This is a genomic window from Kribbella sp. NPDC020701 (assembly GCF_055562215.1).
In genome coordinates this window covers 135,677-155,114 of sequence record NZ_JBVHFT010000015.1, presented here as the reverse complement: position 1 = coordinate 155,114, position 19,438 = coordinate 135,677, and the positions used below count along the sequence as shown (strand labels likewise).

The 19,438-nt window shown below is 69.2% G+C and carries 19 protein-coding genes; 15 read left to right on the top strand and 4 right to left on the bottom strand.

Features of this window, described 5'->3' with window-relative positions:
- Window positions 1–36: 36 nt before the first annotated feature.
- The 3 genes from ACZ3HV_RS31635 to ACZ3HV_RS31625 form a co-directional block, all read right to left on the bottom strand.
- Window positions 37–2,253, bottom strand: coding sequence for an NADP-dependent isocitrate dehydrogenase (locus tag ACZ3HV_RS31635; protein ID WP_465689589.1), 2,217 nt, complete (start codon window positions 2,251–2,253; stop codon window positions 37–39).
- A 78-nt stretch (window positions 2,254–2,331) separates the two neighbouring features.
- Window positions 2,332–3,006: a pentapeptide repeat-containing protein gene (locus ACZ3HV_RS31630; RefSeq protein WP_465689587.1), complete on the bottom strand. Its 675-nt coding sequence runs from the start codon at window positions 3,004–3,006 to the stop codon at window positions 2,332–2,334.
- A gap of 30 nt (window positions 3,007–3,036) precedes the next feature.
- Window positions 3,037–3,861: an ROK family protein gene (locus tag ACZ3HV_RS31625; RefSeq protein WP_465689585.1), complete on the bottom strand. Its 825-nt coding sequence runs from the start codon at window positions 3,859–3,861 to the stop codon at window positions 3,037–3,039.
- Between the two features lie 165 nt (window positions 3,862–4,026).
- On the opposite strand from ACZ3HV_RS31625, the gene ACZ3HV_RS31620 reads away from it, so the two are divergent.
- The 14 genes from ACZ3HV_RS31620 to ACZ3HV_RS31555 all read left to right on the top strand — a co-directional run bounded on the left by ACZ3HV_RS31620 (window position 4,027) and on the right by ACZ3HV_RS31555 (window position 16,843).
- Window positions 4,027–4,566 (top strand): hypothetical protein, encoded by a 540-nt coding sequence (locus ACZ3HV_RS31620; protein ID WP_465689583.1) that lies wholly within the window; start codon window positions 4,027–4,029, stop codon window positions 4,564–4,566.
- A gap of 44 nt (window positions 4,567–4,610) precedes the next feature.
- Window positions 4,611–5,318, top strand: coding sequence for a YcnI family copper-binding membrane protein (locus tag ACZ3HV_RS31615; protein ID WP_465689581.1), 708 nt, complete (start codon window positions 4,611–4,613; stop codon window positions 5,316–5,318).
- Between the two features lie 2 nt (window positions 5,319–5,320).
- Window positions 5,321–5,833, top strand: a complete 513-nt coding sequence (locus ACZ3HV_RS31610) for a copper resistance CopC family protein (RefSeq protein ID WP_465689579.1) — start codon at window positions 5,321–5,323, stop codon at window positions 5,831–5,833.
- Between the two features lie 11 nt (window positions 5,834–5,844).
- Window positions 5,845–6,867 carry a CopD family protein gene (locus ACZ3HV_RS31605; RefSeq protein WP_465689577.1) on the top strand — a complete coding sequence of 341 codons (1,023 nt, stop codon included), beginning with the start codon at window positions 5,845–5,847 and terminating at the stop codon, window positions 6,865–6,867.
- Between the two features lie 54 nt (window positions 6,868–6,921).
- Window positions 6,922–7,407, top strand: a complete 486-nt coding sequence (locus ACZ3HV_RS31600; RefSeq protein ID WP_465689575.1) for a MarR family winged helix-turn-helix transcriptional regulator — start codon at window positions 6,922–6,924, stop codon at window positions 7,405–7,407.
- Window positions 7,408–7,583: 176 nt separating this feature from the next.
- Window positions 7,584–9,116, top strand: a complete 1,533-nt coding sequence (locus ACZ3HV_RS31595; protein ID WP_465689573.1) for an ABC transporter substrate-binding protein — start codon at window positions 7,584–7,586, stop codon at window positions 9,114–9,116.
- Window positions 9,117–10,055, top strand: a complete 939-nt coding sequence (locus ACZ3HV_RS31590) for an ABC transporter permease (RefSeq protein WP_465689571.1) — start codon at window positions 9,117–9,119, stop codon at window positions 10,053–10,055.
- A complete protein-coding gene (locus ACZ3HV_RS31585) occupies window positions 10,052–10,849 on the top strand; it encodes an ABC transporter permease (RefSeq protein WP_465689569.1) in 798 nt (265 codons plus the stop codon). Before ACZ3HV_RS31590 ends, ACZ3HV_RS31585 begins: the two co-directional genes overlap by 4 nt.
- Window positions 10,846–12,393, top strand: coding sequence for an ABC transporter ATP-binding protein (locus ACZ3HV_RS31580; protein ID WP_465689567.1), 1,548 nt, complete (start codon window positions 10,846–10,848; stop codon window positions 12,391–12,393). Before ACZ3HV_RS31585 ends, ACZ3HV_RS31580 begins: the two co-directional genes overlap by 4 nt.
- Complete coding sequence (locus tag ACZ3HV_RS31575; RefSeq protein ID WP_465689565.1) at window positions 12,390–13,436, top strand: pyridoxal-phosphate dependent enzyme; 1,047 nt, start codon at window positions 12,390–12,392, stop codon at window positions 13,434–13,436. Before ACZ3HV_RS31580 ends, ACZ3HV_RS31575 begins: the two co-directional genes overlap by 4 nt.
- A 67-nt stretch (window positions 13,437–13,503) precedes the next feature.
- Window positions 13,504–14,325 (top strand): Rossmann-like domain-containing protein, encoded by an 822-nt coding sequence (locus ACZ3HV_RS31570; RefSeq protein ID WP_465689563.1) that lies wholly within the window; start codon window positions 13,504–13,506, stop codon window positions 14,323–14,325.
- Between the two features lie 86 nt (window positions 14,326–14,411).
- On the top strand, window positions 14,412–15,608 hold the full coding sequence (locus tag ACZ3HV_RS31565; protein ID WP_465689561.1) for an MFS transporter: 1,197 nt from the start codon (window positions 14,412–14,414) through the stop codon (window positions 15,606–15,608).
- 54 nt (window positions 15,609–15,662) lie between these two features.
- Window positions 15,663–16,343: a DUF1707 SHOCT-like domain-containing protein gene (locus ACZ3HV_RS31560; RefSeq protein ID WP_465689559.1), complete on the top strand. Its 681-nt coding sequence runs from the start codon at window positions 15,663–15,665 to the stop codon at window positions 16,341–16,343.
- Between the two features lie 44 nt (window positions 16,344–16,387).
- On the top strand, window positions 16,388–16,843 hold the full coding sequence (locus tag ACZ3HV_RS31555) for a GNAT family N-acetyltransferase (RefSeq protein WP_465689557.1): 456 nt from the start codon (window positions 16,388–16,390) through the stop codon (window positions 16,841–16,843).
- Window position 16,844: 1 nt separating this feature from the next.
- Here the strand turns inward: ACZ3HV_RS31555 and ACZ3HV_RS31550 are convergent, their stop codons facing one another.
- Window positions 16,845–18,395 carry a dolichyl-phosphate-mannose--protein mannosyltransferase gene (locus tag ACZ3HV_RS31550; protein ID WP_465689810.1) on the bottom strand — a complete coding sequence of 517 codons (1,551 nt, stop codon included), beginning with the start codon at window positions 18,393–18,395 and terminating at the stop codon, window positions 16,845–16,847.
- A 196-nt stretch (window positions 18,396–18,591) separates the two neighbouring features.
- Between ACZ3HV_RS31550 and rsmI the strand changes: the two genes are divergently transcribed.
- Window positions 18,592–19,431, top strand: a complete 840-nt coding sequence (gene rsmI / locus ACZ3HV_RS31545; protein WP_465689555.1) for a 16S rRNA (cytidine(1402)-2'-O)-methyltransferase — start codon at window positions 18,592–18,594, stop codon at window positions 19,429–19,431.
- Window positions 19,432–19,438 lie beyond the last annotated feature (7 nt).

Sequence of the window (19,438 nt, the reverse complement as noted above, 5' to 3'; positions counted from 1 at the left end):
GCGGCCTTCCTGGCCGCCGGGCGCTCTTGTGCTGGATCAGATCGACGCGAGCGCGTCGTTCCAGGTCTTCGACGGGCGCATGATCGCGGCCGCCTTCGCCGGGTCGGGCTGGTAGTAGCCGCCGAGGTCGACCGGGTTGCCCTGGACGGCGAGCAGTTCGTCCACGATGGTCTGCTCGTTTGCCGTCAGGGTCTCGGCGAGTGGGCCGAACGCCTTCGCGAGGTCGGCGTCGTCGGTCTGCTGGGCCAGCTCCTGCGCCCAGTACAGCGACAGGTAGAAGTGGCTGCCCCGATTGTCGATCCCGCCGACGCGGCGGGTCGGCGACTTGTCCTCGTTCAGGAACGTCGCGGTCGCCCGGTCGAGCGTGTCGGCGAGGACCTGGGCGCGCGCGTTGCCGGTCGACTGGGCCAGGTGCTCGAAGCTCGCCGCCAGCGCGAAGAACTCACCCAGGCTGTCCCAGCGCAGGTAGTTCTCCTTGACCAGCTGCTGCACGTGCTTCGGTGCCGAGCCGCCCGCGCCGGTCTCGAACAGGCCGCCGCCGGCCATCAGCGGGACGACCGACAGCATCTTCGCGCTGGTGCCGAGCTCGAGGATCGGGAACAGGTCGGTCAGGTAGTCACGCAGCACGTTGCCGGTCACCGATATGGTGTTCTCGCCGCGGCGGATCCGCTCCAGCGAGAACTTGATCGCCTCGACCGGAGCGAGGATCTTCAGCTCCAGGCCGTCGGTGTCGTGCTCCGGCAGGTACCCCTTGACCTTCGCGATGATCTGAGCGTCGTGCGCGCGGTTCTCGTCCAGCCAGAACACCGCCGGGTCACCCGTCGCACGGGCCCGGTTGACGGCCAGCTTGACCCAGTCCCGGATCGGGTCGTCCTTGGTCTGGCAGGCGCGGAAGATGTCGCCCGGCTCGACGGCCTGCTCGAGGACGACGGTACCCGCGGTGTCGACCAGCCGGACGGTACCCGCGGCCGCGATCTCGAAGGTCTTGTCGTGCGAGCCGTACTCCTCGGCCTTCTGCGCCATCAGGCCGACGTTCGGCACCGAGCCCATCGTGGCCGGGTCGAAGGCGCCGTGCGCGCGGCAGTCGTCGAGGACGACCTGGTAGATGCCGGCGTAGCTGCTGTCCGGCAGGACGGCGAGGGTGTCGTGCTCAGCGCCGTCCGGTCCCCACATGTGGCCCGACGTACGGATCATGGCCGGCATCGACGCGTCGACGATCACGTCGGACGGCACGTGCAGGTTGGTGATGCCCTTGTCCGAGTCGACCATCGCGATCGCCGGGCCGTCGGCCAGCTCGGCGTCGAACGAGGCCTTGATCGCGTCACCCTCCGGCAGCGCGGCCAGCCCGGACAGGATCCCGCCGAGCCCGTTGTTCGGGGACAGGCCCGCCTTCGCGAGGGTCTCGCCGTACTGCGCGAAGGTCTTCGGGAAGAACGCGCGGACCGCGTGGCCGAACACGATCGGGTCGGAGACCTTCATCATGGTGGCCTTCAGGTGGACCGAGAACAGCACGTCGTCGGCCTTCGCCCGGGCGACCTGCGCGGTCAGGAACTCACGCAGCGCGGCCACGTGCATGACGGAGGCGTCGACGACCTCGCCGGCCAGCACCGGGACCGCGTCCCGCAGCACAGTGGTGGTGCCGTCCGCGGCGACCAGCTCGATCCGCAGCGAACCGTCAGCCTCGATCACGGTCGACTTCTCGGTCGAGCGGAAGTCGTTCTGACCCATGGTGGCGACGTTGGTCTTGGAGTCGGCCGTCCACGCGCCCATCCGGTGCGGGTGGGTCTTCGCGTAGTTCTTCACCGAGGCGGGCGCGCGGCGGTCGGAGTTGCCCTCGCGCAGCACCGGGTTCACCGCGGAGCCCTTGACCTTGTCGTAGCGGGCCTGGGTCGCCCGCTCCTCGTCGGTCTTCGGCTCGTCCGGGTAGTCCGGCAGGGCGTAGCCCTGGGCCTGCAGCTCGGCGATCGCGGCCTTCAGTTGCGGGATCGAGGCCGAGACGTTCGGCAGCTTGATGATGTTCGCCGCCGGGGTCCTGGCCAGCTCGCCGAGCTCGGACAGCGCGTCCGCGATCCGCTGGTCTTCCTCGAGGTACTCCGGGAAGAGGGCGATGATGCGGCCGGCGAGTGAGATGTCCCGGGTCTCCACCCCGACACCGGCCTGACCGGCGTACGCCTGGATCACGGGGAGGAACGAGTACGTGGCCAGCGCCGGAGCCTCGTCGGTGTGGGTGTAGATGATCGTCGAGTCAGTCACAGGCCCCACCCTAATGGGCGTTCCCACCGCTCCGGCGGCCGCGTGGGCAGGCTCACGCTCCTTCCCCGGACCGGGGCGTCAGCGAACGTCGAGGTCGTCGGGATGGGCGAGTGTGATGCCGGTCGCGACGGTGACCGCGCTGGTAAAGGCCAGGGTGTCGATCGGGGAGGCGGCGGCGACGGTCGCGCCGGCCAGTGAACCCAGCCCCTTCGCGCCGTCCCAGGTGCAGTCCACGAACACCGCGCCGCGCGCCTTGACCTGGGAGAACTCGGCTCCGGACAGGTCACAGCTCCGGAACACCGCCCCGGTCAGGTCGGCGGAGACGAAGTCCGCGTTCTGCAGCCGGCAGTCGCTGAACTCGACCTTCACGAACTTCGCGAACCGGAACGAGCCGAAGTCCAGCACGCTGTCCCGGATCGTGGCGTGCTGCAGGCTCATCCCCGGGCCGGCGAACCCGGTCAGCCGGGACGACGTGATCGCCAGCCGGGTTACCACCGCGTCGGACCAGCGGGCGTTCGCGATGTCGCACTGGGTCAGCGCGGTGTCGACCAGGATCAGCTTGTCCAGGTCCGAACCGGCGAGCTTGCACCGGGTCAGCCGGCAGCCGCTCAGCTCGAGGTGCTCGGCCTCCAGATCGCTCAGATCCACGTCCTCCAGAGCGAGATCGAGCAGCCGCTCCTCGTCGGCGATGTCGTCCGGGTCCGGCGACGCGGAGTCGAGGGTGGCGCGCAGCCGCGGCGCAGCGATCTTCATGGAGCGACCGTAACCGGAGACTCGGACAGTTCAGCGGGAGCGGACGTAGTGGGCAGCGGCGCCGATCAGGGCCGAATGCTCGGTGTCCTGCGTGGCGGAGACAGGGAAGTCGAAGACGGACTCGACCAGGTCGAAGGCTCCGGAGATCGAGCCACCGAGGACGGTCCTGGTCACGCCGAATCGATCGATCCACGGCGTGAGGGCCGATGCGAGGTGGGTGAAGGCGGTCTCGAGGACCCCCTGTGCGACGTGGTCTCCGGTTCGGGCGAGGTCGGCGACCTCCTTGACCCCTGGGACCGGGTCCGGATACGCGCGCAGGATCGCCCGGGCGGAGATCGAGTCCTCCAGCGGGTTCCCGTCGTACGACGTCTTGTAGAGCTCACCGCCCGGCGGCACGGACTCGCCCTCGCGGACCACACGACCGTCGGCGAGGAACGCCGTACCGATGCCGGTGCCGATGGTGACGCCGACGCAGCGCTCGACCTCGCGGACCTCGCCCGCGGTCCACTCACCGACCGCGAAGGCCTCGGCGTCGTTCATGAACATCAGGCGATCCAGGACGAGCTCGGCACCCAGACTCTCACCGAGGTTGAAGCCGTACAGCTGATCGAATTTGCCTTGGTTGCGGTACCAGGCCACGCCGGTCGCGAAGTCGAACGGCCCGGGCAGGGCCACCGCCAGACCGCTTGCCAGCGGCAACTTCCGGGCCACCGCCGCGAGCTGCCCGACCACCGCCTCGGGCGCCTCTTGCGACTCGAGCTTGACCCGATCGACCACTGTTACGTCCCACCCACCCGGCGACACGACCGCCGCGGTCACGTGGCTGCCCCCGACCTCCAGTACCGCTACGTCCATGCGGCCCATCATCTACTACGGCAGCTCACCACCTGCCGACGACGCCTCCAGCAGGCGAACGCCCTGTGCCGGACTACTTACTTGGTGTGTGGGGATGTACTGCGCTTCACCGAGGGAACCACTCAGCGCTCCTGACCGTAGAGTGACTGGAGCGAGGGGACAGTCATGCCGGTCGAGAGCAGTGCGACGTCCGTGGTTGCGGCGCTGAGCGTCGCGGTCGCGGTGGTCGGTCACGCGCTCGTCGGCGGCAGAGCGGTTCCGTTCGGCGTCGTGCCACCGCTGGCCGCACTGGCCGGTGTGTGCTGGCTGCTCGGCGAGTACCTCGCCGGGGAACGGTTCCTCACGGCCCTTGTCCTCGCCGGCGTGCAGCTGTTCGTCCACGTGACGCTCGACGCGGCGCATCCGCCGATGCACCACGGGATGGTGATGCCGTCCGGGATCGGCGGCAGTCTGATGATGACCGCAGCCCACCTGTCCGTGCTGCTCGCTGGGGTCCTCGCGATCACCGGGGCTCACCGCTGGGTCTACCGCATCCTGCGGATCCTGGCCCGTTTCCTGCCCCAACTGCCGGTCCTGCCTGCGGTACGGCGTACGTCGCCCGCCCGGGTCGCCCACACGCCGGCGCCCCGGCTCGTCGGGGCATGGCTGACCTCGAACGTCTGTCTGCGAGGACCTCCGGTCACCCGAGTGATCCCAGCTCGCTGACCGGCTCCGGCCGGGTTCCCCGTAAGACCGTGAAAGGTTCTCTCATGCCCAAGAGATTCGTCCTGCGCGCCGGCGCGATCGTCGCGGCGTCCGCGCTCGTCCTGGTCGGAGCCGCCACCTCGGCGTCGGCCCATGTCACCGTGTCCTCGCCGGACGCCAAGCCCGGTGGGTACGCGAAGCTCGTGTTCCGCGTCCCGACCGAGTCCGACAACACCAGCACGACCAAGCTCGTCGTATCGCTGCCCAAGGACCACCCGTTCGCGCATGTCGGTGCGCAGGTGAAGGACGGGTGGAAGGTCGAGAAGAAGACCGAGAAGCTGCCCGCGGCGGTCAAGGTCGGCGACGTCACGCTGACCCAGGCGATCACCACGATCACCTGGACCGCCACCGCGGGCGGGATCCCGCCGAACGACTTCGACGAGTTCGCCCTGTCGGTCGGCAAGTTGCCTGAGGGCGTGGACGCGCTGAGCTTCCCCGCCGACCAGACCTACAGCGACGGTGAGGTGGTCAAGTGGGCCGACGTCGCCAAGGACGGCGCTGTCGAGCCGGAGCACCCGGCGCCGACCCTGAAGCTGGCCGCCGCGATCACTCCGGTCGCGGCCACCACCTCGGAGACCAAGGACTCAACCGACTCGTTGGCTCGCTGGCTCGGCGGCGCCGGACTGCTGGTCGGACTGCTCGGTCTCGCCTTCGGCCTGCGACCGCGGAAGGCGGCGGCTGGTACGGCGGACTCCGGGAAGGCACAGTCGTAGTCGTGCGCCGCTTGATCGCAGTACTGGTGGCGTCGCTGCTCGCTCTGGTGGTTTCCACCGGAGTGGCGGCGGCGCACGCCAAACTCGAGTCGATGACACCTGTCGACGGGTCGTCGATGGCCGCGCCGCCGACCAAGGTGGTGCTGACCTTCAACGAGCCGGTCGGCAGCAACGGCACCCAGGTGCAGGTGAAGTCCCCGAGCGGTACGAACGTCGCCAGCGGGGACGTGCAGGTGGTCGACAACACGGTGACTCAGCCGGTCGGCGCGATGATCGAGGCCGGCCGGTACGAGGTCGACGCCCGCGTGGTGTCGGCCGACGGCCACCCGATCACAGTGACCGGGTCCTTCACCGTCACCCACGCCGGTCACCCCGCCACCCAGCCCGCCGGTACGCCGACCGCCCAGGAGGACAGCAGCTCGAACACGGTCACCATCGTCGCCATGTGCCTGGTCATGCTGGTCGTGGTCGCTTTGGCGGTTGTGATCGTCCGCCGCCGCCCGGCCTCGCAATGAGCGAGGTGCCGGTGGGAGCCGAAACCTCGGCAGGCAGTCCGTTCCGTGGCAGGGGCCGGCTGGTGGCGGCCGGGATGGTTGCCGCCGGCATCGTCGTGATGGTGGTGGCATTGCTCGCTGCGGGCGGTGCGCCGAAGCCGTTGCCGGCCGGACTCCTCGGTGCCGGAATGCCTTTGTCCTGGTCGGTTCCGATCCTGCGGTTCGTCGCTGACGCGGCCGCCATAGCGACCGGCGGCGCGCTGCTGGCCGTCGTCCTGTTCCTGCCGGCCACCGACGGGAAGCTCGGCACGAAGGCGTTGCGGGCCTGCCAGGACGCCGCGCTGGCCGCCGGGATCTGGGCCGTGGCGAGCATCGGCGGGCTGGTCACGACGGCCGCGGTGATCCTCGGTATCCCGCTGTCGCATCTGGCCGAGCATGCCTCCCCGGCCGGCCAACTGAGCCAGGTGAGAGCGCTCGCGGTGGCCGTCGTACTCACGGCGATCCTGGCCGTCGTCCTCAGCGGATGCCGAACGGTGCGTGGCGCCCGCTGGGCCGTCCTGCTGGCTGCCGCGGCGTTGACGGGTCCATTGCTCACCGGGCACGGCGCGATCGAGAGGACGAGCGTCTGGTCGGTCCTCGCGACCACCTCGCTGGTTGTGCACGTCTTCGCGGCCACGGTGTGGATCGGCGGACTGGCCGGCGTACTGCGGTATGCCCGCTCTCGTGAAGCGGTCGAGTTGTTCAGCGGGCTGGCTCTGGTGTGTGCGGTGACGATGGGGATCACCGGGTTGGTGACCGCGGAGATCCACCTCGGCGGGCGGGAGGACGGGTGGGGGCTGATCACGCAGTGGGTGACGAGCGGATACGGCGCTCTCGTGTTCGCCAAGGCCGTGGCGTTCGCGATCCTCGTCCTGGTCGGCTGGTGGCATCGGCGTACGACGCTGCCGGACCTGGCTACTGGGGATCCGGCGGCGTTCCGGCGACTGGCGGTGGGCGAGTTGCTGATCATGGCCGGGACCGTCGGGCTGGCCGTTGCCCTTTCGCGCACGCCATGAACTGCCGAGTCTCGGACTCGATGACATGTCAACAGATGTCCGTACAATGGGTGAATGGCGGAAGCTGAGTGGCTGGATGTGCGTGAGGCCCGGCTGTGGCAGTCGTACCGCGACACGCATCGCGACCTGATGCGCGCCTTGGAAGCGCGACTGATCGGCAACTCGGGTTTGTCCGGTGCCGACTACGCGCTGATGCACCCGCTGTCCGTCGCGGAGGACGGCGTCCTGCGCACCCGCGACCTGGGCAAGTCGGTCGGCTGGGAGCGGAGCCGGCTGTCCCACCAGGTCAGCCGGATGGAGAAGCGGGGGCTGGTCTGCCGTGAGGAGTGCACGTCGGATGCCCGTGGCTCGATGGTCCGACTCACGCCGCTCGGCCGGAAGGCGATCGAGGCCGCCGCGCCCGATCACGTCGCCGCCGTCCGCAGTTTCTTCTTCGACCACCTGACCGCCGAGGAACAGACCCAGCTGGCCGGTCTTCTCGACCGCATCGCCACCTCCATCCCCGCCGAACCCTGCCTGCCCTCCGACTGCGAGGACTAGTAACTCCCGGTACTCGGGGGTAGGCGCTGGGTGACACGCCGTCACGCAGAGCAGTCGGCGCGCGGGGCCGAAAGAATGAGGTCGTCTCGTTCGGATGCGCGCTGAATTTGACAACGGTTTTCATTATCGGCAGGATTCGTGGCCCCGTGGCGACCTCACCGTGAAGGAAAATGCGGATGTCCGATGCTCTGAACAGGCGTGGATTCCTAGGCTTGGCCGGCGCGCTCGGCGTCGCCGCACTGACCGGTTGCGGTGCCGACGGCCAGCCCGCGGCGCAGCCGAAGCAGGGTGGCCGGCTGCGTGCGGTGTACGCCGGTGGCGGGGCGAAGGAGGTGCTGGATCCGCACGTCCAGAGCCTGTTCGTGGACATCGCGCGGCACAAGGCGATGTACGAGAAGCTCGTCGAGCTCGGACCCGACCTGAAGCCGGTGCCGCGGCTCGCGACCAAGTGGGAACACGACGCGCAGGCGACGACCTGGCGGTTCACACTGCGGGATGCGAGCTTCCACGACGGCGCGAGGCTCACGGCCGAGGACGTGCTGTACAGCCTCGCCCGGATCGCCGATCCGACCGCGCCCGAGCGGGTCGCGCAGTCGTCGCTGGCGACCCTGGACCTGAAGCGCTCCAGGGCGATCGATGCGCAGACGGTCGAGCTCGCGCTGTCCGCGCCGAACGCGGAGTTCGCGGCGCTGCTGGCCGGGATCGGCACGCAGATCGTCCGGGAAGGCTTCAAAGATCCGACCAAGGCGATCGGTACGGGCGCCTTCCGCTTCGTCTCCTTCGACGCCGGCCGGTCGATGGTGGCGAGCCGGTACGACGAGTACTGGGACGAGCCGGCGCGGATCGAGGAGCTGCACGTCTTGTCGGCCGACGCCGAGGCCCGGGCGAACGCCGTACTGGGTGGACAGGCGGAGTATGCGAATGACATGACCGCGACCTTCGCGCGGACCGCGGAGGCCGGGAAGACGGTGCGGATCGTCGCCGCGGAGGCCAGCACGATGCAGGCGTTCGTGATGAAGGTCGACCAGGCGCCGTTCGACAATCCCGACGTACGGATGGCGTTCAAGCTGCTCGCGGACCGGCAGCGGCTGGTCGACGTCGTCCTCGCGGGGCGCGGTGCGGTGGGCAACGACCTGTTCGGCAAGGGGTATCAGTACTACCCGGCCGAGCTGCCGCAGCGGGAGCGCGACGTCGAGCAGGCCAGGTCACTGCTGACCAAGGCCGGGCTGGTGCGGAAGGAGATCGAGCTCTTCACCGCGGATGCGTCGGCCGGGTTCGTCGAGGCGGCGACGCTGTTCGCGGAGCAGGTCGCGGAGGCGGGGGTTCGCTTGAAGGTGACCACCGGCAGTCCGCAGACGTACGCCAAGGACCTGCTGACGAAGGGTGTCATCGGCAACCATCGGTCGGGTGCGATGCCGATCCCGCAGTACATCACCGATCGGCTGCTGAGCAAGTCGCCGTTCAACGTCACGCACTGGCGACGGGCGGCGTTCGACGCCGGCTTCGCGGCCGCGCAGGTGCTCGCGGACCAGGCCGCCCGCTCGGCGGCGTACGGCGAACTGCAGAAGACGCTGCGGGACGACGGCGGCATCATCGCGTGGGGACTGCCCGACTATCTGGTCGCGGTGGCGGCGAAGGTGCAGGGCGTCCAGGCTGTCCCGCCGAACACGCTGGACTCCGGGCGGTTCGACAAGGTGTGGCTGGCCTGAATGCGGTCGTACGCCGCGCAGCGGGCACTTCTCGCTGTCATCCAGTTGGCTGTGCTGTCGGTGCTCGTGTTCACGCTGACGTCACTGCTGCCGGGGGATGCGGCGGACCTGCGCTTCACCGAGACGCTGACGCCGGAGCAGGTCGATCGGATGCGTGTGCAGTTGGGACTCGATCAGCCGGCGCTGGAACGGTTCGGGCACTGGTTCGGCAACGTGCTGACGGGCGAGCTGGGTACGTCGCTGATCAGCGGTGGGCCCGTGGTCGACATCGTCCGCAACTCGGTCGTCGCGACGTTGGTGCTGACACTGGCGACCCTGGCCGTGGTCGTGCCGCTGGCGGTCGCCTTGGGCATCGTGATGGGGACGCGGGAGAACGGTCGGCTGGATCGGGCGATCACGTCGGTGACGCTGGCGCTCTCGGCGATCCCGGACTTCGTGATCGCGGTGGTGTTGGTGGCGGTCTTCGCTCTCAAGTTGGGTTGGTTGCCGGCCACGTGGATCGGTGGTGATCTGCTCGCGTCGCCCGCGCTGCTGGTGCTGCCGGTTGCGGTGCTGCTCGGGCGGACGGTCTGTCTGCTGTCACGGCAGGTCCGGGCCGGGACGATCACAGCCCTTCAGGCGGAGTACGTCGTACAGGCTCGACGGCTCGGGATCCCGCGGCGGCAGTTGCTGCTGCGGCACGTGTTGCCGAACGCGGCGGTTCCTGGGGTGCAGGAGCTGGCGCGGACCGGGGACACGTTGCTGGGCGGGGTCCTCGTGGTCGAGGCGATCTTCGCGATTCCTGGGTTTGCCACCGCGTTGGTGGATGGAGTCGAGACGCGGGACGTGCCGGTGGTGCAGGGGTTGACGTTGGTGCTCGCCGTTGGAGCGTTGGTGATCAACCTCGGGGCCGACCTGGTCTGCAATCGGTTGGTGCCGCGGACGGAGCTGCTGCGATGAGGGGCCGGGTGCCGCTCGTGGTGTCGGCAGCGCTGGTGGCGGTGCCGCTCGTCGTTGCCGTCTTCGGGCCGCTCGTTCGGCTGGATCGCAAGCCGGGGTTGCCGTATGCGGCTGACGGGTTCCTGGGGACGGATGGGCTCGGGCGAGACGTACTGGGGTTGCTGTTGGTCGGTGGCCGGACAGCGTTGGGGATGGCGATCGGTGCGGTGCTGATCGCGTACCTCGTGGGTGGACTGATCGGGCTGGTCGCGGCGTCCACTCGGCATCGCTGGCTGGACGAGGTGCTCATCCGGCCGCTCGACGTACTCCTGCCGTTGCCGTCGTTGCTGGTGATCAGCGTGGTCGCGGTCGGGTGGCGTGCGTCGGCGTTCGCGATCACGGTGGCCGTTGCCATGGTCAACGTTCCGACTGTCGCCCGGTTGGTCCGCGCCGCCGCTCTCGACGCAGCGTCGTCGCCGGTCGTCGAGGCACTGCGGATGCAACGCGAGTCCTGGTTCGCGATTCACGTCGGTTACATCGGTCGCTCGGTCCTCGGTCCGGTGGCCGCCGATGTCGGCACCCGGATCACGCTGGCGGTCTTCCTGGTGGCTTCGGTCAACTTCCTCGGCCTCGGCTTGAGTCCTACCGCACCGGACTGGGCGGTGAGTGTCTCCCGCAACCGGGAGGGCTTGTTGTTGCAGCCGTGGTCCGTGCTGGCTCCGGCGCTTCTGCTGGTCTCGTTCACGCTGGGCTTCAACCTGCTGGCAGATCGGCTGGTCCATCGTTCCCGGCGTCTGGTGGAGGCGACCCGATGAGCCCGCTGGTCAGTGTCCGCGGGCTCGCGGCCACCGCGGGGACAGCGGTGTTGGTGGATGACATTTCCTTTGACGTTGCCGCGGGGGAGGTGACCGCTCTGGTCGGGGCCTCCGGGTCGGGGAAGACGACGTCGGCCCTGGCCCTGCTGGGAGAGCACGGCGATGGCGTCCAGCTCGACGGGTACGCCGACGTCGACGGCGAGGTGGTTGTCGACGGCAACGGACCGACCGCGGCGGCGGCTCGGGTTCGCGGGAGGGTGGTGGCCTACATGCCTCAGCATCCGGGGAGCGCGCTCAATCCGGCGCGGCGGATCGGGGTGACGTTGCGGGAGTTGGCCCGGCTGCATCATCCGGCGGACGACGGGGTCGTGCGGGAGGCTCTGCGGGCTGCCCAGCTGGACGGGAGGACGTTGCGGCGGTTTCCGCATCAGTTTTCGGGTGGGCAGCGGCAACGGGTCGCGTTGGCCCAGGCGTTGACGTGTCGGCCGAAGGTACTGGTGCTTGATGAGCCGAGTACCGGACTGGACTCGATCACCCGGCTGCAGCTGGTGACCGAACTGCGAGAGCTGGCCGCGGGTGGGCTGGGGATCTTGTTGCTGAGTCACGATCTCGACCTCGTCCGCGCACTCGCCGCTCGCGTCGTGGTGCTGTCGGCCGGCCGGGTGATCGCCTCGGGCGGTACCGACGTACTCCCCGCCGCACCGGAGCTCGCCGCGGCGGGAACCAAGGCGCCCGGGCAACCGTTGCTTCAGGCAATGAACCTGTCAGCGTCGCTGCGGCCCCGCGGCCGGGATCTCGTCCTGCACGAAGTCGGCCTAACAGTCCGCGCCGGCATCTGCCTCGGCGTCGTCGGGCGGTCCGGCAGCGGTAAGACCACGCTCGCACGCTGCCTGGCCGGCCTGCACGAGCGCTTCACCGGCCGCGTGCTGCTGGACGACGAACCGCTGCCGGTCCTCCGCAAGCGTTCGCGTGAACAGCATCGCCGGATCCAGTACGTCTGGCAGGAGGTCCGTGGCTCGTTCGACGAACGCCGCCCGGTCGATCGGCAGGTCGCCCGCACCGCCCAGCGTCTGCGTGGTCTCGAGCCTGGTCAGGCTCACGCCGAGGCCGTCGCCACCCTGGCCCGCCTCGGCGTCTCCGCGATCACCGCGGCCCGTCCGCCGAGCCGCCTGTCCGGTGGCGAGCTGCAGCGCGCGGCCCTGGCCCGGGCAGTCCTCGCGCATCCCGACGTACTGATCTGCGACGAGATCACCACGGCTCTCGACGACCACGGTACGGCGCTCGTCGTCGAGCTGCTGACCGAGCTCAAGGACCGCGGTACGGCGCTGATCTGGATCGGCCACGACCTCGGGCTGGTCGCGGCCGTCGCGGACCAGGTCCTGGTGATCGACGGCGGCCGGGTGGTCGAGCAAGGACCACCGACGGCCGTGATGACCGACCCGCACCACGACCTGACCCGGCGGCTGGTGAGGGCCGCCCACCTGGGTCACCAAGATTCTCCGCCCGTGCTCATTCCCGATCTGAGGAGCGAACCGCGCCGATGACGCGACTGCACGACCACTTGGCGGAGGCGATCAAGGACCCGAATCCGATCCGGGTCGGCGACCACCTGATCTGCTTGCGGTTCGAAACGATGAAGGTCCATTCTGCTTTGGGCGCTGTCCGCCACCTGCTGGAGACCGGCGCGGTCCGGCCCGGGGACACGCTGATCGACAGCTCGAGCGGGATCTACGCGCACGCGCTGGCGCTGGCCTGCCACCGGTACGGGATGAAGTGCCACATCGTCGGCTCGACCACGGTCGACCGGACGCTGAAGATCCAGCTCGAGATCCTCGGTGCGACGGTCGAGCAGGTGCCGTCGTCGAACAACCTGCAGCTCGACCAGAACCTCCGGGTCCGGCGGATCGGCGAGATCCTCCGCGACAACCCGACTTACCACTGGATGCAGCAGTACCACGACGACATCCACTACCTCGGGTACGGCGCGGTCGCCGAGCTCGTCGCCGAGGTGGTGCCGGCCGGGCCGCTGTGCCTGGTCGGTGGGGTCGGGACCGGGGCGTCGACCGGCGCGATCGCGGCGGACCTGCGCGAGCGTGGGCGCGACGTGAACCTGGTCGGCGTGCAGCCGTTCGGCAGCATCACGTTCGGGGCCGGGCACACTCAGGATCCGGACATGATCATTGCGGGGATCGGGAGCTCGATCGAGTTCCGCAACGTCCGGCACGAGTTGTACGACCGGTTGCACTGGGTCTCGTTCGACTATGCGATGTCGGCCGCGGTGGACCTGCTGCGGACCTCGGGTGTCTTCGCCGGGCTGTCGGCGGGAGCGGCGTACCTGTCGGCGTTGTGGGAGCACAACTGTGACAGCAGCCGGACGCATGTCTTTCTCGCCGCCGACACCGGGACGCGGTACGTCGAGTCGGCCTTTGCGCGACATGCCGAGGCGCGGCCGATGGACTCGATGCGGCCGCGCGAGATCGACTCCCTGGACCAGCTCGCGGTGCCGTGGTCGGCGATGTCATGGGACCGGCGGGAGTCGGCCTGGGCCCGGCACGAGGAGTTCCCATCTGCGACTCCGTCGCATTAAGCTCAGGCGCGCGACGGGTTCAAGTTATCCGCCCTGCCGTACGCCCCGAAAGGCTGGCCGATCTACCATGACCACTCCCGCATCCGTCGACGAGCTCGTTGCATCAGTTCTCTCCGGCTCCCTTGGTCCTTCGCCGGCCGACTTGGATGTCACCAGTGCGTTCTGGCTCCACCACACCACCCGGCTGCCGGGTGCGGACGTCACCTACCGGAACTACTACGTGCTGCTCCGCGTCGGCGAGGTCTTCGGCGCCTGCTCCTTCGAGTCCGGCGAGCTCGACCCGTCGTACTGCGCAGACACCTCCGGTCGCACCCTCGCCGACGTACTGCAGTCCGACGACCCACTGCCGGTACGCATTGCGGCTCTGGACGCCTACCTGGCCACCGTCGAACCGCATCACGGATCGCCGGCCGCCGAGGAGATCGTCCTCCCCGCCGGTACGCCGGACGTCCGCGCCCGCGCCCGTGACGCGGCGGTCGCGGGACTCCTGGATGTTGCCGAGGGCACCAAGGTCGCGTTGATCGGCGTGGTGAACCCCCTCGTCGACGCGATCACCGCCCGCGGCGGAATCTGCCTCCCCTGCGACTTCAACCTCCACGAGACCGCCTCCGGACTCCCGGTCTCCCGCGACATGACCCAGGTCATCGACGCGGCCGACGCGGTCGTAGCCACCGGAATGACGTTGTCCAACGGCACTTTCGACACACTCGTAACTCGTTGCCGTGAGCAATCGAAGCTCTTGGCCGTCTATGCTCAAACCGGAAGCGCCATCGCCCGCGCCTTCCTCGGCTCCGGCCTCACCGCGCTCTCCGCCGAACCTTTCCCCTTCTCCCAATTCAGCTCCCGCCCCACGAGCCTCTACCGCTACCACTCCAGGAAGAACACATGAGCCCGCGCAACGAAGACTCCACAGCCGTCCCGGCTCCGGCTGCCGTGCTGAGAGCCGGCTCGTCTTCTGTGCCTGGGGATTGGCGGATGGCGCGGCGGTTGTGGCCGTTCTTGGTGGCTTCGGCGGTGAGTTTGATTCCGTTCACGGTGTTCGGGATGTATCTCGTGCCGATCGCGGGGGCGGCGGGTGGGAGCGTGGCGGAGATCGGCGGGCTGCGGGGGCTGGGTGGGTTGGCGGCGTTGATCGTCGGATTCTCCTTGGCGCCGTTGATCGATCGGCTGGCGCGGGAGTTGGTAGCTGCGGGCGGGTTGGCGTTGCTGGGGGTTTCGGCCGCGCTTGGTGCCGTGGGCAACGTATTTGCGCTGGCCGCGTTCTGCTTGCTGATCGGAGCGTCGACCTCGATCCTGGCACCGTCGATCGGGGCGGCTGCGGCGGACCGGTTCAGGTCACCGGCGGCTGCTGGGCGCGCGGCGACGTTGGTGTCGGCGACGACCTCCGCGATGGCGATGCTCGCGGCACCGGTGCTCGCCGTACCAGGGCTGATCTGGGGCTGGCGTGGAAACCTGCTCGCCGCCTCGGCGATCTCGCTCGCCTTGTCGGCCGCCTTCTTCTGGCGCGGTCGCGGACGCAGGGCGCCACTCGCAGCCCAAGGCCAACGGATGAGCTACCTCGCCACCTACCGCGCACTGGCCCGCGTCCCCGGCGCCCTCCCGCTGCTCGCGGTCGCGATGCTCCGGACGGCAGCATTCATGGGCTACCTCGCCTACCTCGCCGCCTTCTACGACGACAAGTTCGACCTCGCCCCGGGATGGTTCGCCCTGATCTGGTCGCTGAGCGGTGCCTCGTTCTTCCTCGGCAACCTGCTGGCCGGCCGCTACATCGCCCTCGAACGCCCGTGGATCAGCCCGGAGAAGATGCTGCTCGCCGGGCTGGGCCTCGCCCTCATCGGCGTCGCAACCTTCTACTTCTCCCCGACCCTGCCGCTCACCCTGCTCCTCACCGCCCTGATGGGCGTCAGCCACGCGACCGTCGCCGCCTGCGTCACGACCCTGCTGGTACGGCGCAGCGGGGACCTCCGCGGCTCGGCCCTCAGCGTCAACGCAGCCGGTATGAGCCTGGGCACCTTCCTCGGCGCCGCACTCGGCGGACTCGGACTCGGCCTCGGCGGCTACCCGGGCACCTCACTCACCTTCGCCTCGATCACTGTGATCGCGATCCTCCTCGCACTCCGCGTTCGGCCCGCCCGCGATCGGGTGACGGCAGCCGCTGCGGTGAGGGGTTGATCCGGGCTTGATCAGGGTCCTCCCCGAGCCGTCTTCGATATATCGTTTGGTCTTATGGAAAACCTGCCCGACCGCCCGCACCCGCACGCGCACCTGCGGGCCTCCGACACCGATCGCGACCAGGTTGTCGACGTACTGCGGGATGCGCTGATGTCGGGGCGGTTGTCGCAGGACGAGCACGCCGAGCGCCTGGACCAGACGCTGCAGGCACGGACCCTGGGCGAGCTCGAGCCGATCACTCGCGACCTCGTCGTACCGGGTCAGGGCCCGCAGCCGGTCGCGGTGCCGGTGCCGGTGGCGTCGAACAGCCCGGTCCCGATCGAGGAACCGGCCAATCCGGCGGAGAGCTTCGACACCATGCTGGCGATCTTCGGCGGCGGCGAGCGGAAGGGCCGCTGGCGGGTGAAGCGCCGGACCAACGCGGTCGCGGTGTTCGGCGGGCACGATCTCGACATGACCGACGCGGTCTTCGAGGGCCGCGAGGTGACGATCTGGGCGTTCGCGGTGTTCGGCGGGATCGATATCACCGTCCCGGAGGGCGTCAGCGTGCGCAACGAGGGCGTCGGTATCTTCGGCGGTTTCGCGGCCCGCGGCAGCGAGGACCCGGACCCGAACGCGCCCGTCGTCGTGGTGAAAGGCTTGGCCTTGTTCGGCGGCGTCGGCGGCCAGTCATCCGCCAAGCGCCACGGCAAGAAGCACAAGGGCAAAGGCCACCACCAGCTCGGCGGTCACTGAGCAATTCGGATGCGGTCCGGCGGGCCGGCTCGTAGCCTGCCGCCATGCCCGATCAGTCGTTCGTCCCAGCTGACTTCGTCGTCCCCACCGAGCTCGTCACGCCGCGGTTCCGGCTGGAGCCGCTCGGCCCGGAGCACAACGCTGCCGACTACGCCGCGTGGACCAGCAGCATCGAGCACATTCGCGCGACCCCTGGCTTCCAGGGCAGCTGGCCGCCGGTCGACGGCATGAGCACCGAGGCGAACCTGGGCGACCTGCAGCGTCACGCGGACGATTTCGCCCAGCGCCGAGGATTCACCTACACCGTGCTCGAGACCGGCAGCGGCGAGGTGATCGGTTGCGTGTACATCTACCCGTCGCGCAAGGACGAGCACGTCACCGATGTTCGTTCGTGGGTCAGCGCCGACCGGGCCGAGGTGGACGTGGATCTGTACGAAGCCGTCAGTACCTGGCTGGCCGATCTCTGGCCGTTCGGGACGATCGACTACGCGTCCCGATGACCTAGATCCAGGACTTGAACCACATTCGGCTGAGCCAGTCGGGGTGGGGGAGGACCTTGTCGGTCAGGACCGGCCAGATGTAGGCGAAGTTCAGCACCACGAGGACGACGAAGGCGCCGACGACCGCGCTGCCGATCAGTCTTCGTGGTGTCGCCGCACCCAGTGCTGCCCGGGCCGGGCCGAGGATCTTGCCAAGCACGAGGGCGAGCGCCATCACCGTGAACGGGATCATCGTCACGGCGTAGAAGAAGAAGATCGGCCGGTCGTCGAACGCGAACCACGGCACCCAGCAGGTGATGTAGCCGACGATGGGTACGCCGAATCTCCAATCGCGCGTACCTATCCACAGCACCAGGGCCGAGATCAGCGCGAGAGCTCCGCCCCACCACAGGATCGGCGTACCGAGAGCGGAGATCACCGACAGGCAGTTCGTCCCGGCCGGCGGGTTGCAGCCCGGCGTACCGGCCTTGATGTCGTTGACCGCGTCGAACCCGATCGGACGCGCGATGATCGGCCAGCCGGCCGGGTTCGAGGCGTACGGGTGGGTGGCGTGCTTGATGTAGTCGCCGGTGTGGAAGGCGAGCACTTCCTGGTGGTAGTGCAGCAGTGACCGGAAATCGTCCGGGACCACCTTCATCACGCCGTGCGCCGGGTTCTTGGACGCGTAGTCGTGGTCGTAGGCGTTGTCGTGCAGCAGCCAGCCGGTCCAGGTCGCGAGGTACGTGATGAGCGCGACCAGGACGATGCTGAAGAACGCCGGGAGGCCGTCGACCAGCGCCGACTTGATGAACGCGAACCGGACGCCGAGCGCGCGCCGGGCGCCCAGGTCCCAGGCGAAGGCCAGGATGCCGAAGCCGGCCAGAACCCAGATCGCGGACCACTTGGTGCCGCACGCGAGGCCGAAGCAGATCCCGGCCAGGATCCGCCAGGGCCGGATCAGCAGCCAGCGGCCGATGGTACGGCGGGCGCCGTCAGGGACCGGGGTATCGAGGGAGTCGGCGTGCCTGCGGCGGGTCCAGTCCCGGTCGGCGATCAGGCAGGAGACCGCGGCGACGATCCAGAACGCCAGGAAGATGTCGAGCAGCGCGACCCGGGACATCACGAAGTGCAGGCCGTCGACGGCCAGCAGCAGACCCGCGATGGCGCCGATCAGGGTCGAGCGGGCCATCCGCCGTACCGTCCGGATCACCAGCAGCACGGTCAGGGTGCCGAACAGGGCCGGCATGAACCGCCAGCCGAACGTGTTCATCCCGAACAGCTGCTCACCGGCGGCGATCATCCACTTGCCGACCTCGGGGTGCACGGTCAGGCTCGGGGTGTCCTTGAAGACGTCCAGGTTGCCGGCCAGGATCGCCTTGTCGGCGGCTCCCTCGGGCTGGTCGATGAACTGCCGCGCGTACCCGAACTTGAGCAGGCTGAACGCGTCCTTGGCGTAGTACGTCTCGTCGAAGACGAACTTCACCGGGTTGCCGAGGTTCCAGAACCGCAGGATCGCGGCCATCGCGGTGATCGCCAGGGTCGCGATCCACCCGCCGTCGAAGTCCCGCGGCATCGGCGGGTACAACCGCTCCTTCAACGGCGGCAGCCGTCTCCCGAGCACGTCGCGCCCGAGCGTCTCCTGCCCCTCGGCAGCGTCGCTCCGCCGCGCAGTCCCATCCTCGATCACAGCAGCCACGCCCGCCATCGTACGGACGCCCCGGTACCACCGCCTCCCCGCGTGGGTTCCAGGCGGCTGGGATGATGGCCCGGTGACCGGGCGATTGGTGTTGGCGGGGAGTCCTATTGGGGATGTTACGGATGCTTCGGCGCGGTTGGGGCGGGTGCTGGCTGAGGCTGATGTGGTGGCCGCGGAGGATACGCGGCGGTTGCGGCGGTTGACGTCCGAGCTGGCGGTGACGTTGAGCGGGCGGGTGGTCAGTTATTTCGAGGGGAATGAGCGGGAGCGGACTCCGGAGCTGCTTCAAGCGCTGACCGAGGGGCAGACCGTGGTGGTGGTGACGGACGCCGGGATGCCGAGCGTTTCGGATCCCGGGTATCGGCTGGTGGCCGCGGCGATCGAGGCTGGTGTGGACATCACGGCCGTTCCGGGGCCGTCTGCGGTGCTGACCGCGCTGGCGCTGAGCGGGCTGCCGGTGGATCGGTTCACGTTCGAGGGGTTCTTGCCGCGGAAGCCGGGGGAGCGGGCGCGGCGGTTGGCGGACCTCGCGGACGAGCCGCGGACGATGGTGTTCTTCGAGGCACCGCACCGGCTGACCGCGTCCCTCGAGGCGATGAGCGAGGCCTTCGGTGCAGAGCGTCGTACGGCGGTCTGCCGCGAGCTCACCAAGACGTACGAAGAGGTCAAACGCGGCCCGGTGGCCGACCTGGTGACCTGGTCCAAGGACGGCGTACGCGGTGAGATCACCGTCGTGGTGGCCGGTGCGGACCCCCACAAGATCCTCACGCCGGAGGAGCTGGCCGCCGAGGTCGCCACCGACGAGGAGGCGGGCACTGCGCGTAAGCAGGCGATCGCCGACGTCGCCAAGCGCTTCAACGTCCCGAAACGAACGGTGTACGACGCCGTCCTGGCCGCGCGGAAATCGGGCTGACGCGGGG

What these genes read in the sequence shown, in the direction of transcription:
- ACZ3HV_RS31575 (WP_465689565.1), top strand. Translation starts at nt 12,390, where the DNA reads ATGACGCGACTGCACGACCACTTGGCGGAGGCGATCAAGGACCCGAAT.
- ACZ3HV_RS31570 (WP_465689563.1), top strand. Translation starts at nt 13,504, where the DNA reads ATGACCACTCCCGCATCCGTCGACGAGCTCGTTGCATCAGTTCTCTCC.
- ACZ3HV_RS31565 (WP_465689561.1), top strand. Translation starts at nt 14,412, where the DNA reads ATGGCGCGGCGGTTGTGGCCGTTCTTGGTGGCTTCGGCGGTGAGTTTG.
- ACZ3HV_RS31560 (WP_465689559.1), top strand. Translation starts at nt 15,663, where the DNA reads ATGGAAAACCTGCCCGACCGCCCGCACCCGCACGCGCACCTGCGGGCC.
- ACZ3HV_RS31600 (WP_465689575.1), top strand. Translation starts at nt 6,922, where the DNA reads ATGGCGGAAGCTGAGTGGCTGGATGTGCGTGAGGCCCGGCTGTGGCAG.
- ACZ3HV_RS31620 (WP_465689583.1), top strand. Translation starts at nt 4,027, where the DNA reads ATGCCGGTCGAGAGCAGTGCGACGTCCGTGGTTGCGGCGCTGAGCGTC.
- ACZ3HV_RS31585 (WP_465689569.1), top strand. Translation starts at nt 10,052, where the DNA reads ATGAGGGGCCGGGTGCCGCTCGTGGTGTCGGCAGCGCTGGTGGCGGTG.
- ACZ3HV_RS31590 (WP_465689571.1), top strand. Translation starts at nt 9,117, where the DNA reads ATGCGGTCGTACGCCGCGCAGCGGGCACTTCTCGCTGTCATCCAGTTG.
- ACZ3HV_RS31625 (WP_465689585.1), bottom strand. Translation starts at nt 3,861, where the DNA reads ATGGACGTAGCGGTACTGGAGGTCGGGGGCAGCCACGTGACCGCGGCG.
- ACZ3HV_RS31555 (WP_465689557.1), top strand. Translation starts at nt 16,388, where the DNA reads ATGCCCGATCAGTCGTTCGTCCCAGCTGACTTCGTCGTCCCCACCGAG.
- ACZ3HV_RS31550 (WP_465689810.1), bottom strand. Translation starts at nt 18,395, where the DNA reads ATGCCGCGGGACTTCGACGGCGGGTGGATCGCGACCCTGGCGATCACC.
- ACZ3HV_RS31595 (WP_465689573.1), top strand. Translation starts at nt 7,584, where the DNA reads ATGTCCGATGCTCTGAACAGGCGTGGATTCCTAGGCTTGGCCGGCGCG.
- ACZ3HV_RS31615 (WP_465689581.1), top strand. Translation starts at nt 4,611, where the DNA reads ATGCCCAAGAGATTCGTCCTGCGCGCCGGCGCGATCGTCGCGGCGTCC.
- ACZ3HV_RS31630 (WP_465689587.1), bottom strand. Translation starts at nt 3,006, where the DNA reads ATGAAGATCGCTGCGCCGCGGCTGCGCGCCACCCTCGACTCCGCGTCG.
- ACZ3HV_RS31580 (WP_465689567.1), top strand. Translation starts at nt 10,846, where the DNA reads ATGAGCCCGCTGGTCAGTGTCCGCGGGCTCGCGGCCACCGCGGGGACA.